At 63.1% G+C, this 14327-nt stretch carries 15 protein-coding genes and 1 pseudogene; 5 read left to right on the top strand and 11 right to left on the bottom strand.

Annotated features, from left to right (window positions below):
• Positions 1–23: 23 nt before the first annotated feature.
• Together AC1DXU_RS22805 and thrS are read right to left on the bottom strand one after the other, a co-directional pair.
• Complete coding sequence (locus tag AC1DXU_RS22805; protein WP_477372618.1) at positions 24–962, bottom strand: lysophospholipid acyltransferase family protein; 939 nt, start codon at positions 960–962, stop codon at positions 24–26.
• Positions 963–1046: 84 nt separating this feature from the next.
• Complete coding sequence (thrS, locus tag AC1DXU_RS22800) at positions 1047–3023, bottom strand: threonine--tRNA ligase (RefSeq protein ID WP_477372616.1); 1977 nt, start codon at positions 3021–3023, stop codon at positions 1047–1049.
• A 206-nt stretch (positions 3024–3229) separates the two neighbouring features.
• Here thrS and AC1DXU_RS22795 point away from each other — a divergent pair, with 206 nt between their 5' ends.
• Positions 3230–4063, top strand: coding sequence for an SAM-dependent methyltransferase (locus AC1DXU_RS22795; RefSeq protein ID WP_477372614.1), 834 nt, complete (start codon positions 3230–3232; stop codon positions 4061–4063).
• A gap of 135 nt (positions 4064–4198) precedes the next feature.
• Here AC1DXU_RS22795 and AC1DXU_RS22790 read toward each other — a convergent pair.
• From AC1DXU_RS22790 to AC1DXU_RS22780, 3 genes and pseudogenes are all read right to left on the bottom strand, one after another.
• A pseudogene (locus tag AC1DXU_RS22790) lies at positions 4199–4336 on the bottom strand (class D beta-lactamase); the annotation flags it as partial.
• Positions 4337–4476: 140 nt separating this feature from the next.
• Positions 4477–4851, bottom strand: coding sequence for a membrane protein insertion efficiency factor YidD (yidD, locus tag AC1DXU_RS22785; protein ID WP_477372904.1), 375 nt, complete (start codon positions 4849–4851; stop codon positions 4477–4479).
• A gap of 91 nt (positions 4852–4942) precedes the next feature.
• Entirely contained in the window at positions 4943–5107 is a 165-nt protein-coding gene (locus AC1DXU_RS22780) for a hypothetical protein (protein WP_477372612.1), read from the bottom strand.
• Positions 5108–5199: 92 nt separating this feature from the next.
• Between AC1DXU_RS22780 and AC1DXU_RS22775 the strand changes: the two genes are divergently transcribed.
• Positions 5200–6117 carry a LysR substrate-binding domain-containing protein gene (locus tag AC1DXU_RS22775; protein WP_477372610.1) on the top strand — a complete coding sequence of 306 codons (918 nt, stop codon included), beginning with the start codon at positions 5200–5202 and terminating at the stop codon, positions 6115–6117.
• Between the two features lie 28 nt (positions 6118–6145).
• Here AC1DXU_RS22775 and AC1DXU_RS22770 read toward each other — a convergent pair whose 3' ends face one another.
• On the bottom strand, positions 6146–6538 hold the full coding sequence (locus tag AC1DXU_RS22770) for a hypothetical protein (protein WP_477372608.1): 393 nt from the start codon (positions 6536–6538) through the stop codon (positions 6146–6148).
• Between the two features lie 41 nt (positions 6539–6579).
• The gene (locus AC1DXU_RS22765; RefSeq protein WP_477372606.1) at positions 6580–7026 is read right to left on the bottom strand and encodes an iron-sulfur cluster assembly scaffold protein; all 447 of its coding nucleotides are present in this window, start codon (positions 7024–7026) and stop codon (positions 6580–6582) included.
• Between the two features lie 242 nt (positions 7027–7268).
• On the opposite strand from AC1DXU_RS22765, the gene folE reads away from it, so the two are divergent.
• The 3 genes from folE (at position 7269) to AC1DXU_RS22750 (ending at position 9573) form a co-directional block, all read left to right on the top strand.
• Positions 7269–7895 carry a GTP cyclohydrolase I FolE gene (gene folE / locus AC1DXU_RS22760; RefSeq protein WP_477314104.1) on the top strand — a complete coding sequence of 209 codons (627 nt, stop codon included), beginning with the start codon at positions 7269–7271 and terminating at the stop codon, positions 7893–7895.
• A gap of 163 nt (positions 7896–8058) precedes the next feature.
• On the top strand, positions 8059–8517 hold the full coding sequence (gene hisI / locus AC1DXU_RS22755) for a phosphoribosyl-AMP cyclohydrolase (protein ID WP_477372604.1): 459 nt from the start codon (positions 8059–8061) through the stop codon (positions 8515–8517).
• A gap of 84 nt (positions 8518–8601) precedes the next feature.
• Complete coding sequence (locus AC1DXU_RS22750; RefSeq protein WP_477314100.1) at positions 8602–9573, top strand: patatin family protein; 972 nt, start codon at positions 8602–8604, stop codon at positions 9571–9573.
• Positions 9574–9591: 18 nt separating this feature from the next.
• Here the strand turns inward: AC1DXU_RS22750 and recJ are convergent, their stop codons facing one another.
• The 4 genes from recJ to AC1DXU_RS22730 form a co-directional block, all read right to left on the bottom strand.
• Positions 9592–11376: a single-stranded-DNA-specific exonuclease RecJ gene (recJ, locus tag AC1DXU_RS22745; protein WP_477372602.1), complete on the bottom strand. Its 1785-nt coding sequence runs from the start codon at positions 11374–11376 to the stop codon at positions 9592–9594.
• Between the two features lie 155 nt (positions 11377–11531).
• Positions 11532–11756: a DUF6434 domain-containing protein gene (locus tag AC1DXU_RS22740; RefSeq protein ID WP_477372600.1), complete on the bottom strand. Its 225-nt coding sequence runs from the start codon at positions 11754–11756 to the stop codon at positions 11532–11534.
• 85 nt (positions 11757–11841) lie between these two features.
• On the bottom strand, positions 11842–12825 hold the full coding sequence (gene glpX / locus AC1DXU_RS22735; RefSeq protein ID WP_477372598.1) for a class II fructose-bisphosphatase: 984 nt from the start codon (positions 12823–12825) through the stop codon (positions 11842–11844).
• A gap of 144 nt (positions 12826–12969) precedes the next feature.
• Entirely contained in the window at positions 12970–14283 is a 1314-nt protein-coding gene (locus AC1DXU_RS22730) for a homoserine dehydrogenase (protein WP_477372596.1), read from the bottom strand.
• Between the last annotated feature and the right edge of the window lie 44 nt (positions 14284–14327).

Genomic DNA, 14327 nt, shown 5'->3' with positions numbered 1-14327 from the left:
TCTCAGCCGTCCGTTTGCCGAGTTCAGGCGGCCAGCTTGGCGCGCGCCGGCAAAAACGGAATCCGGCGACGCGGCACGGCCGGCGCCAGATCGAAGACGCCGCGATGCAGACGGTCGAGCAACGTCTTGCGGTCGCGCAGCGGCTCCAGTTCGCTCCAACTCAGCGCATCGCCGACGCGCACGTCGATCGGCTTGCCGGACAGCCGCGCGAACTCATGGATGAGCAGCGAAATGCGCAGCGTCAGCGAGGCCTTGCCGACGAATTTTGCTACCCGACCGTCGCGCTCGGCCAGGTTCATCGGGCCGCTCACCAGGTGGAACAGCCTGCCGTTCTGCCCGGAAAAATGCATCGGGATAACCGACGCCTTGGCGTCCTGGACGAGGCGGGCCGGGAACATCTTCCACGGCAGGTCGCGCGCCCGGCCAAAGCCCTTTGGCGCCGTGGCGACACCGCCAGCCGGAAACACCACGATGGTGACGCCCTCCTTCAGCAGCCGCACCGCCTCATGGCGCACCGCCATGTTGTTCTTCAGCGCGTCCTTGGTCTCGGAAAAGTCGATCGGCAGCGAATAAGGTTCCATCTCGCGGATCTTGAGCAGATCCTTGTGGATCATCACCCGAAACGGGCGCCCCAACTGCTCGGCCAGCGACAGCACGGCAATGCCGTCGCCGATGCCGAACGGATGGTTGGCAACGATCACCAGCGGCGTGTCAGGCAGGTTTGCCGGCGGCCATTGATCGGCGGTCCGTATCCGGACGTCGATCAACTCCAGCATGCGGCTGAACACGGCCTCGCCCGTAGGCACCACCTGGCGGCGCCAGAAATCGTAGAGCGCCGCGAAGCGATCGCGGCCCGACAGGCCCTCGATCGAATGAATGACCCAGCGCGTCAGCGCCGGCTGTCGCGGATTGGCATAGGACAGCTCGGGAAATGGTTTTTCGCGCAATTTCAGCTTGAGCATGACGGCTCGTTACAAGATCGACGTGACAGGGATGTGAAAATGGCGGTGGATCGCTCCACCGCCATATCCTCGAAAATCAAAGACTTATGCCGCGCGTTTGCGCCGGCGATCCGGCGTCAGCGCCTCTTCGGTAAGCATCGCCACCGCTTGGCCTAGGCCCAGCGATTCCTGGTCGCGCGATCCGAGGCGGCGTATGTTGACCGTCTCTTCTTCCGCTTCGCGCTTGCCGCAGACGAGAATGACCGGAACCTTGGCCAATGAGTGCTCACGCACCTTGTAGTTGATCTTCTCGTTGCGCAGATCGGCTTCGGCCAGCAGCCCGGCCGCCTTCAATTGCGCGACGACCTTCAACGCATAGTCGTCGGCGTCGGAGGTGATCGTCGCCACCACCACCTGCAGCGGCGCGAACCACAGCGGGAAATGGCCGGAGTAGTTCTCGATCAGGATGCCGAGAAACCGCTCCATCGAGCCGCAGATGGCGCGGTGCACCATCACCGGCTGTTTCTTCTCCGAATCCGAGCCGATGTAGAAGGCGCCAAAGCGTTCCGGCAGGTTGAAGTCGACCTGCGTCGTGCCACATTGCCACTCGCGGCCGATGGCGTCTTTCAGCACATATTCGAACTTCGGCCCGTAAAAGGCGCCCTCGCCCGGATTGATCGAGGTCTTGATGCGATTGCCCGACTGGTTCCTGATCGTCTCCAGAACATTGCCCATGATCGCTTCGGCATGGTCCCACGCTTCGTCGGTGCCGACGCGCTTGTCCGGCCGCGTCGACAGCTTGACGCTGATCTCGTCGAAACCGAAATCGGCATAGGTCGACAGGATCAGGTCGTTGATGCGCAGGCATTCGGCCGCCAGTTGCTCCTCGGTGCAGAAGATATGCGCATCGTCCTGCGTGAAGCCGCGCACGCGCATCAGCCCATGCAGCGCGCCTGATGGCTCGTAGCGATGCACATTGCCGAATTCCGCAAGCTTTACGGGCAGATCGCGGTAGGATTTCAACCCATGCTTGAATATCTGCACGTGGCCCGGACAGTTCATCGGCTTCAGCGCAAACACCCGGTCGTCATCGGTATCGTCGCCGGCGACCGTCACCTTGAACATGGCGTCGCGATACCAGCCCCAGTGGCCGGACGTTTCCCACAGGCTCTTGTCGAGCACCTGCGGCGCGTTGACCTCCTGATAGCCTTGCTCGTCGAGACGGCGGCGCATGTAGTTGACCAGGTTCTGGAACATCTTCCAGCCCTTGGCGTGCCAGAAGACGACGCCGGGGCCCTCTTCCTGGAAATGGAACAGGTCCATCTCGCGGCCGAGCTTGCGGTGGTCGCGCTTCTCGGCTTCCTCCAGCATGGTCTGATAGGCGTCGAGCTGCGCCTGGTCGGCCCAGGCGGTGCCATAGATGCGCGTCAGCATCGGATTGTTGCTGTCGCCACGCCAATAGGCGCCGGCGACCTTCATCAGCTTGAAGGCGCTGCCGATCTGGCCGGTCGAGGCCATGTGTGGTCCGCGGCAGAGGTCGAACCAGTCACCCTGCGCATAGATCTTGAGATCCTGGTCCTCGGGAATGGCGTCGATCAGTTCCAGCTTGTAGCGCTCGCCCTTGTCGGCAAACACTTTTTTCGCCTGTTCGCGCGACCAGACCTGCTTGGTGAAAGGCTTGTTGCGCGCGATGATCTCGCGCATCTTCTCCTCGATCACTGGAAAATCGTCGGGCGTGAACGGCTCGTTGCGAGCGAAGTCGTAGTAGAAGCCGTTCTCGATCACCGGCCCGATGGTCACCTGCGTTCCCGGCCATATCTCCTGCACGGCTTCCGCCAGCACGTGTGCCGCATCATGCCGGATCAGCTCCAGCGCACGCGGGTCGTCGCGGGTGACGATCTCGACCTTGCCGGACTTGCCGAGCGGGTCGGAAAGATCGCGGACGGTGCCGTCGATCGCATATGCGACCGCCTTCTTGGCCAGCGACTTCGAGATCGATTCGGCCAGGCCAGCGCCGGTCATCGCCGCGTCGTAGTCGCGGACGGAGCCATCGGGAAATGTCAGGGAAACGGAATTCAGCATCAGAGTTCTCCTATCCAGTCCCGCAAACGAGCGCGGGTGGTCGTGGGGTAAGGCCGGATGCGTCCGGCAGCGGGCGAGGTTTTAGAGGCAGTGCCACGTCAGGTAAAGGGCGCTGAGTGACCAGTCCGTCAGGAAATGTCGCCAGTATGTCGCAGGGCGGTCGTCAAGGCTTGCGAATCTCGCCGTCATGACTTGGAATCATCGACATGGAAGACGCAACACCCAGCCGAACCGCCCTGCGCGTCGCGCGCTTGAGGGCCATTCATCAGATTTCACCGCAGGCAGCTTTGTTTCGCGATCCATACGCGATTGCGATTCTTGGTGAAGGCACTCCCGACGAGCAACAGCTGGCGCAGGAGGACGAACACAGCCGGCGAATGCGCCTGTTCGTGGCCGCGCGTGCCCGCCTCGCCGAGGATTGGCTGGCGGCAGCGGTGCGCCGCGGCGTCCGGCAGGCGGTGGTGCTTGGCGCCGGCCTCGACACGTTTTCGCTGCGCAACCCCCACCCGGGCCTCACAGTGTTCGAAGTCGATCACCCCGCCACGCAAGCCTGGAAACGCAAATGCATCGCCGATGCCGGTCTTGCCGAGACGCCTGGCGCCACATTCGTGCCGGTCAATTTTGAGCGGCAGAGTCTGTCGGAGGAACTGGCAACGGCCGGTTTCAAATCAGCCGAGCCAGGCTTTTTCATCTGGCTGGGGGTGGTACCGTATTTGACGCAGGAGGCGATCTTCAACACGCTGGCCTACATCGCTGGTACCTCCGGTTCGGAAGTCGTGTTCGACTATAGCGAGCCGGAGCAGAACCGCGATGCAGCGGGACAGGCTGCATTGGCTTTTTATGCAGCGCGCGTCGCTTCCGTCGGCGAGCCATGGATCAGCTTCTTCGCCCCCGGCGAGCTCGCCACATCTCTCAAAGACCTCGGCTTCGATGAGATCGAAGATCTTGAGAGCAGCGACATAGCCGCCCGTTTTTCGGGCGCGCCGAAGGCAACGAGCAATTCCGGTGGCCACATCATCCGCGCCCGTCGAAGCGGTTGAAGCAATTCCAGGAAAAGTGTGTCGCGGTTTTCCGTCCGGAATTGCGCAAAACAAACAGCAGGCTCATTTTATCAACTGCGGCAGATCCTTTCAGGAACGCCCGCCCGCGTCCTCAGACCCTTGGGTATGTCTTGCACTCGCAGCATCCAGGATCAGCGTGCATTCGACATCGCTGAGCGGGGCCGATTGGGCGCGCATCGGAAAACCCAGCAGCCACGCCAGCAGGAACAGGACCACGGCAAAAATGAAGGGAAGACGGTCGACCTGACGCATGCGGCAATTGCTCCTGAAGGGGTTCAGGAGGGCTTAGCGAGGTCTCTTGTCTCGATTTTGTCTCAAATGCGCAGTCTTTGTGCAGGCTGGCGTTAACCCTACCAGATCGTAAATCGGCAGGTTGGCGAGGACCGGCACAGTCAGCCTTGCGCCTCGCCGCGCTTCTTTCCGATCTGCCAGTAGCGCCAGGGCGTGAACCAGACAAAGCGGTCGGCCAGCGCCTCGGGGACGCGGTCGATGCCGTGCGTGCCGAAGGGCCCGCAGCGCAGCACCCGGAAAAGCCCCATCCAGCCGCCAGCCCACAGCCCATGGCGGGCAATCGCCTCATGCGCATATTCCGAGCAGGTCGGCAGGTGCCGGCACGAATTGCCGACAAAACCAGACAGCGTCAGCTGGTAAAACCGGACAAACGACGTGCCGAGAATACGGCCGGGCGTCTTGCGCCAGGGGCCTGGCCAGTTGCGGCCGCGCTGCAGTGGCCTGGTCTCATGCGCATGCCGATGTTGGTCGCGCACCGCAGTCTCCGCATCGCGTTTCTCCGAGGGATAGATGTGGGCTTCGGCCGCAGAACGCAATCCCCTTCCACGCACCGCTTTGTCGGCCGCCTCAGGGTCCTGAACGGCGAAAGGGATGCCGGTCTGCCGAATGCGTCCAGCGCGACGGACTGGCTGGCCTCTCCTGGCAGCGTCCGACATAGGGCCGTTGCTCGTCATACCACTGAAACGTCGCGATCCGCATGACATCGCCAAAGATGGTCAGGAACTGGATCATGGTCGTGTCTCCTTTGAGACCGATTAGACTGCCGCTGGCCTTCGCTTTCAAACGAGTATAATTTCCGCCTCGGATAACTTTGGGTTATGCGAATGAAGCGCGGGCGTCTTCCACTGACGGCACTCAGGAGTTTCGAGGCGGCAGGCAGGCACCTGAGCTTCAGCCGGGCGGCCGAGGAGCTGTTTGTCTCGCAGGCCGCAATCAGTCGCCAGATCCGCGAGCTCGAGCAATTCCTGCGCCGGCCTTTGTTCCACCGCCATCACCGCCGCGTCGAGCTGACCGAGGCGGGCCAACGCCTGCTCGATCAGCTGGTCAGAAGTTTCGACGACATCGACAGGCTGCTTTCCGAGCTGGTGGCTGCCCCCACGCAGTCCGTGGTTCGCGTCAGCGTCGAGCCATCGCTTGCCTCGGTATGGCTGGTGCCACGGCTCAACCGCTTCCGCAAATTGCGGCCCGATATCGACGTTTCCCTGGAAGTCGACCCAAGGCCGATCGAGTTCCGCAGTGATCAGCCTGAACTTGCCCTGCGCTTCAGCGCACACAACACCACATGGCCGCGCAGCGAGGCCGAATGGCTTGCCTCGACCGTTGATTCACCCGTCCTCTCGCCGGCCTTGCTGGCATCGGGCCCTGCCCTCGAAAAGCCACTCGATCTGGCTCGCTACACGCTACTGCACGAGGAAAACCGTCAGGGCTGGGCGCGCTGGTTCGAGGCAGCTGGCGTGTCGGCAGACGCTATAACGGCGCGCGGCCCGATGCTGGCGGATCTGTCGCTGTCAAAGCAGGCAGCCTTGCTGGGTCACGGCGTGGCGCTGGGCGACATGCTGCAGATCGGCGAGGAGATTACTTCCGGCACTCTAGTCAAGCCGTTCGACATCGACGTCGCATCTGGAGCCTACTGGCTGGTGGCCAGAAGTTTGAAGGATCTGCCGGAACCGGCCAAAGCCTTTGCCGACTGGGTGAGAAGCGAATTTGCTGAAAGCAGACGGGCGCGGGAACAGCAGACCTAAGCCGGCGTGATTCCTAAGCCTTCGGTTTCTATTTCTGCGGCGCGCTGGGTGACATCAATCGGGCGTCGAAATTGACCGTCGTCTCGCGCCAGGCCTGGTAGCTATCAACATAAGCCGCAAGGCCAGTGAAGGGCGCGCAACGGGTAACTGCCCGAACTGCACTATCGTTGAACCTCTTGCCCTGTGGGGCTGTCGCGGGGTTGAGTATCTTTGGCGGTCCGGTGAGCGAGCCATCCCGGTTCAAGCTGATTTGGACGCGCGTGATCACAAACTCGTCGTAGGCTGGAATAATCCAGCAGCCAGCCAACTTGTCAGAAAGATAGGCGGCAGCTTTCTGCTTCGAAGCGCTTTCTGCTCCGACAGCATAGCCGCTCGTCACCAGCGAAACTGCAAAACCCAAAGCCGCGATCGACCAATGCAAGCGCTTCCTCCCTCATGGCCTGCACGAAGCCCGGCGCTATGTCACGCCGCTTCTTCGGCGCGCTTCTTCTCGATCTGGCCGATGGCGTCGACGACGGCGTCGAAGGTCAGCATGGTCGAGGCGTGGCGCGCCTTGTAGTCGCGCACCGGCTCCAGAAACTTCAGGTCGGCGAAGCGGCCTTCCGGCGGCGCGCCATTCTCCTTCAGCATCTTGAACATCGTCTCACGCACCGCGCGCAATTCGTCGGCACTGGCGCCGACGACATGCTGCGCCATGATCGAGGAGGACGCCTGGCCAAGCGCGCAGGCCTTCACATCATGCGCGAAATCGGTGACGACGCCGTCATCCATCTTCAGATCGACGGTCACGGTCGAGCCGCACAATTTGGAATGCGCCTTAGCCGTCGCGTCCGGATGATCGAGCCGGCCGATGCGCGCGATGTTTCCGGCAAAACCCAGAATTTTCGCATTGTAGACGTCGTCGATCATAATTTTCCAATCCGTCGCCGCCCAACGAACAGCGATTGCCGCTGATACGTCTTTCATTCGCTCGGCACGACCATATATAATGCTGGCAGTCGGGCATCGACAAGACAACCACAAGCTCTTGTCTTTGCCCTAATTTGTTCACGCCGCTTTGCGGGCTGGAAACCGGGCGGGTTTCTGACACCCGAAGGTCGTGGTCCGTTCAACTCGTCCCTCCAGAGAGGGGGACTACGGGAGACGCCTTTATGGACGCCGTCATCAAGAAGATCATGCCTCCCTCCGACTATCTGGAGAAGCCGGTCACCCACCGGCCGAGCGAGGCCGAGGTCGAGGCCGCCGTGCGCGTGCTGCTGCGCTGGACCGGCGACAATCCGGAGCGCGAGGGCCTGATCGACACGCCGAAGCGCGTCACCAAGGCATTCCTCGAAATGTTCAACGGCTACGACATGTGCCCCGCCGACGAGCTCGGCCGCACCTTCGAGGAAGTCGCCGGCTATGACGATCTGGTCATCGTCAAGGACATCAAGTTCCACTCGCACTGCGAACACCACATGGTGCCGATCATCGGCAAGGCGCATGTCGGCTATCTCCCCGACGGCAAGGTGGTCGGCCTGTCCAAGATCGCCCGCGTCGTCGACATCTTCGCCCATCGCCTGCAGACCCAGGAAGCGATGACGGCGCAGATCGCCGGCGTCATCCAGGACGTGCTCAACCCGCGCGGCGTTGCCGTCATGATCGAGGCCGAGCATATGTGCATGGCCATGCGCGGCATCCGCAAGCAAGGTTCAACCACGCTGACCTCGACCTTCACCGGCGTCTTCAAGGACACCCCCGAGGAGCAGGTCCGCTTCGTCACCATGGTGCGCGGCTGACCGTCTGCCGACACCTGCCAAAGGCGTAGGCTTAGTCGAAAATGGTGGTATCCGTGGTCCGGCGCTGAGCGTATTTGAGTACGTGAGCACCGGAAGCGCAGGATGCAGCCATTTTGCGGGCCCGGCCTCCCCTGAATATCTTTGGATCGAGCAAGGACCGGTGATGTCGGCACTGCAATTTCCCGAAGCTCCGGCAGACAAGAAAGCGCTGGAGGAAGGCGTAGTCTTTTCGCCGCGCTTCGATGGGGCCGGTCTCGTCACCGTGGTCGTCACCGATGCCGAGGACGGCATGCTGCTGATGGTGGCCCACATGAATGCAGAAGCGCTGGCGCTGACGTTGGAAACAGGCATTGCCCATTACTGGTCGCGCTCGCGCAACGCGCTGTGGAAGAAGGGCGAAACCTCGGGCAATTTCCAGAGCGTCGCCGAGATGCGCACCGATTGCGACCAGGACGCCCTGTGGCTGCGCGTCAAAGTGTTGGGCCACGACGCAACCTGTCACACCGGCCGTCGTTCATGTTTTTATCGGACGGTGGGCCTGATCGACGGCAAGGGGACGCTTGCCGACGACGGCAGCAAACCGCTGTTCGATGCGGAAAAGACGTATCTGAAGCCTTTGTGAACCATTCGACAGTCTGAGATCACCCATGTTCACTAATCTAAAACGTCCTTCCGCTACAAAGGACCTGGGACAACGGAGATTGTGATGCTCGAGTGGGCGTCATTGCGCAACAGACCAGACGTTCGGGAAGCCAACGGCCTCTCTTCGTCAGGCGGCGCGTCCGAGGCAAAACCTGCTAGGAAAACCGGGATTTCACTGGCTTTGGGCGGCGGCTGTGCTCGCGGATGGGCCCATATCGGCGTGCTGCGCGCGCTCGACGAAGCCGGCATCGAAGTGTCGATGATCGCCGGCACCTCGATCGGCGCGCTGGTCGGCGGCTGCTATCTCGCCGGCAAGCTCGACGAGCTTGAAGATTTCGCCAGAAGCCTGACCAAGCGCCGCATCTTTGGCCTTCTCGATCTCAATTTGCGCGGCAACGGCCTGTTCGGCGGCATGAAGCTCGACGCGCGGCTGCGCGAACATGTGGCCGGCATTCGCTTCGAAGACCTGTCGAAACCGTTCGTCTGCGTTGCTTCCGAAATCCGCACCGGCCATGAGATCTGGCTGTCCAACGGCTCGCTGATCACTGCCATGCGCGCTTCCTATGCGCTGCCCGGCGTGTTCGAGCCGGTGACCTGCAACGGTCGCGTGCTGGTCGACGGCGCGCTGGTCAATCCGGTGCCGGTCTCGGTCTGCCGCGCCCACGAACAGCCGCTCGTCGTCGCCGTCAACCTTCACTATGATCTGTTCGGCCGCGCCGCTGTGATCAAGCACAGCGCCGGCGAGCTGGTCGTCGAAAGAGATGCGCCAAGGCCCGGCCAGGCCGACGCCGAGCGTCAGTCGCGTGAAGCGCGGCTCGGCATCACCGGGGTCATGGTCGAAGCCTTCAACATCATCCAGGATCGCATTTCGCGCGCCAGGCTGGCCGGCGATCCGCCCGACATGTCGCTGCAGCCGAAGCTCAGCCATATCGGCCTGACCGAATTCCACCGCGCCGAAGAAGCGATCAGCATCGGCTATCAAGCGACGATGGCGCAGATCGGCGAACTGACCCGGCTGCAGACGGTTCTGGCCTGACCCATCGCCGAACGGCTCTCAGGCGGTTGCCGCATCGGTGATGCGGAACTGCACCGTGCGGTTGCCATTCCAGTAATTGCCTGACAGCGATCCGGCGACATGCACCGTCTTGCCCCGGTTCTTGAACAGGAATTCGCCAAGGGCCGTATCGACGGCGCGAAAGGCGATCGCCTGGATGCGGCCGCCGCTTTCCGATTGAAGCTCGACGCGGATGTGGTTGGTGCCGACTGGCCGCGCATCGGCCAGCCGGTGGCGCGGCAACGCGAACACCGGCGCGACATGGCCGGCGCCGAACGGGCCTGCCTTTTCCAGCGCATCGAGCAGGCTGAGCGTGGCGCCCTCGGCGGCGAGCGCGCCATCGATCGCCAGGCTTTCCTCACCCTGTAGCCGGAACACATCGGCCGCCGCTCGCTCCTCGAAAAACGCCCTGAGGTCGCCGAGCTTTGCCCGCTCGACGGTGATGCCGGCCGCCATGGCATGGCCGCCGCCCTTGACGATCAGCCCGGCATCGGCCGCCTCGCGCACCAGCCGGCCAAGGTCGAAGCCGGACACCGAGCGCCCAGAACCGGTGCCGATGCCATTGGGGTTGAAGGCGATGGCGAAGGCCGGCCGGCGGGCATGATCCTTGAGCCGCGAGGCGAGCAGGCCGACAATACCCGGATGCCAGCTGTTGCTGGCGGTGACGACGATGGCCGGACCGTTGCCGCCGGCAAGCTCGGCATCAGCCTCGGCGCGCGCCTGCGCCAGCATCTCCAGCTCCATCTGCTGCCGCTCCTGATTGAGCCGGTCGAGCGTCTCGGCAATGGTGCGGGCCTCGACCGGATCGTCGGTGGCCAGCAGCCGGCTGCCGAGTGCGGCGTCGCCGATGCGGCCGCCGGCATTGATGCGCGGCCCGATCAGATAGGCGAGATGAAACGTGCTGATCGGCTCGCCGATGCGCGATACCCGTGCGAGCGCCGCCAACCCTTCGTTCTTTTGCTGGCGCGCCATTTGCAGCCCCTTGACCACGAAGGCGCGGTTGACCCCGGTCAGCGGCACCACGTCGCACACCGTCGCCAGCGCCGCCAGGTCGAGCAGCGAAAGCAGATCCGGCGGCGCTGCATCCGGCAAGCGGCTGCGCAGGATCTTGGCCGTCTGCACCAGAGTGAGGAAGACGACGCCGGCGGCGCAAAGATGGCCCTGGCCTGAAAGGTCGTCCTGGCGATTGGGATTGACGATGGCGACTGCCTCCGGCAGCGGGCCGCCGACCTGGTGATGGTCGAGCACCACGACATCGGCGCCGGCCACTTTCGCCGCGTCGATAGAAACGGCGCTGTTGGTGCCGCAGTCGACAGTGACGATCAGCGTTGCGCCGCGCGAGACAAGCTCGCGCATGGCTTCCGGATTGGGACCGTAGCCTTCGAAAATGCGGTCCGGAATGTAGATTTCCGACGGCACCGAGAAATGGCTGAGGAACCGCTTCAACAGCGCCGACGAGGCCGCGCCGTCGACATCGTAGTCACCGAAGATCGCCACCTTTTCCCTGGCCACGATTGCCTGGGCGATGCGGGCGGCGGCCTTGTCCATATCGGTCAGCGAGGCCGGGTTAGGCAACAGATCGCGGATCGTTGGATCGAGGAAGCGCTCCGTCTCGGCGGCGGTCACACCGCGCCCGGCAAGCACGCGCGCGACGATGTCGGGCACCCCATAGCCTTGCGCAATGGCCAGTGCTGCCATGTCCTGCCGTTCGGTCAACCGGTGTTCCCAGGAAACACCTGTCGCCGACTGCCTGACATTGAGGAAGAGGCGTTTTTCGCCGGTCATGCGATCTGCCAGCCCGTGTGTGGCCGCAGGATAGTGCATGCCGCCCAAAAGTGTGCAGCGGTTTTGGGGACGACGACATGCACAAGCAATATCCTAAGGCCGGCAAAGCCAAGCGGTTCGCTGTGATGCGCCTTGTCAGAAAATTTCAAGAAAAACTACGCTTTCCGCATTTCAGCGTCGCGCCGCAGCCATTCGTCGGCTGCGTCACCCATCGTCTTTTCCGCACCGTCCTTGAGCCAGGCCATGAAAGGTCGATCGAATTTGAACGCACGGCCGCACTCCTTGATGAAAAAGCGCCGCACGTTCTGGGTGTTGCGATAGGATTTTGTGATGGCGGTCGTGCGCGAAATCGCAGCCGCGTGCCAGTCGAACGATTTCATCTTCATGTCCTTGCGGCCGGATGCAGCCATAGGGCTAGCAACTGCACTGCTGCTACGCAAGAACCAACAGCTTGCTGGGGAGCGGCTAGAACTTATCCAGATCCTGGTGGCGCGCCTTGATCTCGCGCACGGTGCGCGATGACGAGCGCAGCACGATGGTGTGGGTGGTGATGGTATCGCGACCGAACCTGACGCCGTTGAGCAGATTGCCGTCGGTGACGCCGGTTGCGGCAAACAGCACGTCGCCGCGCGCCATGTCTTGCGCCCGGTAGACCTGCTTCGGATCGGAGATGCCCATCCTGGCTGCGCGCGCCAGCTTTTCCGGCGTGTCGAGGATCAGCCGGCCCTGCATCTGGCCGCCGGTGCAGCGCAAGGCGGCTGCCGCCAGCACGCCTTCCGGCGCTCCGCCAATGCCGAGATAGATGTCGATGCCGGTCTCTTCCGGGTCGGTGGTGTGGATGACGCCGGCGACATCGCCATCGCCGATCAGCCGGATCGCCGCGCCCGTGGCTCGGACCGCTTCGATCAGCCTGCCATGGCGCGGCCGGTCGAGAATGCAGGCGGTGATCTCCGACACCGCGACACCCTTGGCCTTGGCCAGATTGGCGATGTTCTCGGCCGGCGACGCGTCGATGTCGATGACGCCATCCGCGTAGCCCGGACCGATGGCGATCTTGTCCATATAGACGTCGGGCGCAAACAGCAGGCTGCCCTTTTCGGCAATGGCGATGACGGCCAGCGCATTGGGCAGGTTCTTGGCGCAGATCGTCGTGCCTTCGAGCGGGTCGAGCGCAATATCGACCGCCGGACCGATGCCGCTGCCGACCTCTTCGCCGATATAGAGCATCGGCGCCTCGTCGCGCTCGCCCTCGCCGATCACCACCGTGCCCTTGATGGCGAGCCGGTTGAGCTCCTGGCGCATGGCATCGACAGCGGCCTGGTCGGCGGCTTTCTCGTCGCCGCGTCCGCGCAATCTGGCGGCCGCGACCGCGGCGCGCTCGGTGACCCGCACCAATTCCATGGTGAGGATCCGGTCAAGACCGGCGACAATGTTCTGGGCCACATTCATCGGGGGAAGATCCTGGTTGGCACACCGCCTCTCGCCAGAGGCGCGTTTCTTGTGTCAAAGGTCCATGACAACAGCAAGACCTGCGCAACGCGTTTTTTGAAAGCGCTGCAATATCAATCGATTAAAAGCTAGAGATGACTGGGTTCACCCTGCCCGCTCGATGCGGATCACCTGCGGCTTGTCGGTCAGATGACCGTCTTTGGTGATGCCGTCGACAGCCTTGCGCACCGCAGCCTCAGTGGTCTCGTGGGTGACCAGGATCACCGTCTTTTGCGCATCGGTCTCGGCGCTGACCGCGTGCTGCACGATCGATTCCAGCGAAATGTCATTGTCGGCCATGCGCTTGGCGATCGCGGCAAAGACGCCGATGCGGTCGTGCACGGTCAGCCGGATGAAATAGCCGCCGGCATGGCTGCGCATCTGCGCCTTCTTGTACGGGCGCAATTCCTTGGCCGGCAGGCCGAACACCGGGCCGTGCTGGAAGCCCGGACGGCTCTTGGCGATGTCGGCGATATCGCCAACCACCGCCGAGGCGGTGGCGTTGCCGCCGGCACCGGGACCCGAGAGCAGCAGCTCGCCCAGAATGTCGGTTTCGATGGCCACCGCATTGGTGACGCCATGCACCTGCGCGATGACCGAGGCCGTCGGCACCATGGTCGGGTGCACGCGCTGTTCGATGCCGCTGTCGGTGCGCTGCGCGACGCCCAACAACTTGATGCGGTAACCGAGATCCGCGGCCGCTCGAATATCGGCCTGGCTGATGTTGGAAATGCCTTCCATGTAGATGTCGTTGGCGGCGATCCGGGTGCCGAAGGCGAGGCTGGTCAGGATCGACAGCTTGTGCGCGGTGTCGTGACCCTCGATATCGAAGGTCGGATCGGCTTCCGCATAGCCCAGCCGCTGCGCGTCCTTCAGGCAGGCGTCGAACGAGATGCCTTCGGCCTCCATGCGGGTCAGGATGTAGTTGCAGGTGCCGTTGAGGATGCCGAAGACGCGGGTCACCGAATTGCCGGCCATCGCCTCGCGCATCGTCTTGATCACCGGGATGCCGCCGGCAACCGCCGCTTCGTAGTTGAGCAGCACGCCCTTCTTCTCGGCGATCTCGGCCAGCGCCACGCCATGCTTGGCCAGCAGCGCCTTGTTGGCGGTGACGACATGGCGGCTGGCTTCAAGCGCTGCCTTCACTGCCGATCGCGCCGGCCCCTCGTCGCCGCCGATCAGTTCGACGAAGACGTCGATATCGGCGGTCTGAGCCATCTTGACCGGATCGTCGAACCACTTGGCCGTGCTGAGATCGACGCCACGATCGCGCTTCGGATCCCGAGCCGAAACGGCGGTGACGATGACGTCGCGTCCGCACTGGCGGGTCAGTTCCGCCGCCTTGTCGCGCAGCACGCGCGCCACCGAGGCGCCAACGGTGCCAAGACCGGCAATTCCAACACGCAACGCTTCAGCCATGTCCGGCGACGCCCCTCAAGAATTCTGTCGATGTGATATCAGGC

This window comes from Mesorhizobium sp. P3_A10 (assembly GCF_056403175.1).
Note: the sequence above shows the minus strand (reverse complement) of the source record. Positions and strands in the feature narration are given on the sequence as shown.

Coding starts and splice junctions, on each gene's coding strand:
- AC1DXU_RS22775 (WP_477372610.1), top strand. CDS start 5,200: ATGAAGCGCGGGCGTCTTCCACTGACGGCACTCAGGAGTTTCGAGGCG.
- AC1DXU_RS22740 (WP_477372600.1), bottom strand. CDS start 11,756: ATGAAATCGTTCGACTGGCACGCGGCTGCGATTTCGCGCACGACCGCC.
- AC1DXU_RS22750 (WP_477314100.1), top strand. CDS start 8,602: ATGCTCGAGTGGGCGTCATTGCGCAACAGACCAGACGTTCGGGAAGCC.
- AC1DXU_RS22765 (WP_477372606.1), bottom strand. CDS start 7,026: ATGATCGACGACGTCTACAATGCGAAAATTCTGGGTTTTGCCGGAAAC.
- hisI (WP_477372604.1), top strand. CDS start 8,059: ATGTCGGCACTGCAATTTCCCGAAGCTCCGGCAGACAAGAAAGCGCTG.
- AC1DXU_RS22805 (WP_477372618.1), bottom strand. CDS start 962: ATGCTCAAGCTGAAATTGCGCGAAAAACCATTTCCCGAGCTGTCCTAT.
- AC1DXU_RS22780 (WP_477372612.1), bottom strand. CDS start 5,107: ATGATCCAGTTCCTGACCATCTTTGGCGATGTCATGCGGATCGCGACG.
- folE (WP_477314104.1), top strand. CDS start 7,269: ATGGACGCCGTCATCAAGAAGATCATGCCTCCCTCCGACTATCTGGAG.
- thrS (WP_477372616.1), bottom strand. CDS start 3,023: ATGCTGAATTCCGTTTCCCTGACATTTCCCGATGGCTCCGTCCGCGAC.
- glpX (WP_477372598.1), bottom strand. CDS start 12,825: ATGAATGTGGCCCAGAACATTGTCGCCGGTCTTGACCGGATCCTCACC.
- recJ (WP_477372602.1), bottom strand. CDS start 11,376: ATGACCGGCGAAAAACGCCTCTTCCTCAATGTCAGGCAGTCGGCGACA.
- AC1DXU_RS22730 (WP_477372596.1), bottom strand. CDS start 14,283: ATGGCTGAAGCGTTGCGTGTTGGAATTGCCGGTCTTGGCACCGTTGGC.
- AC1DXU_RS22795 (WP_477372614.1), top strand. CDS start 3,230: ATGGAAGACGCAACACCCAGCCGAACCGCCCTGCGCGTCGCGCGCTTG.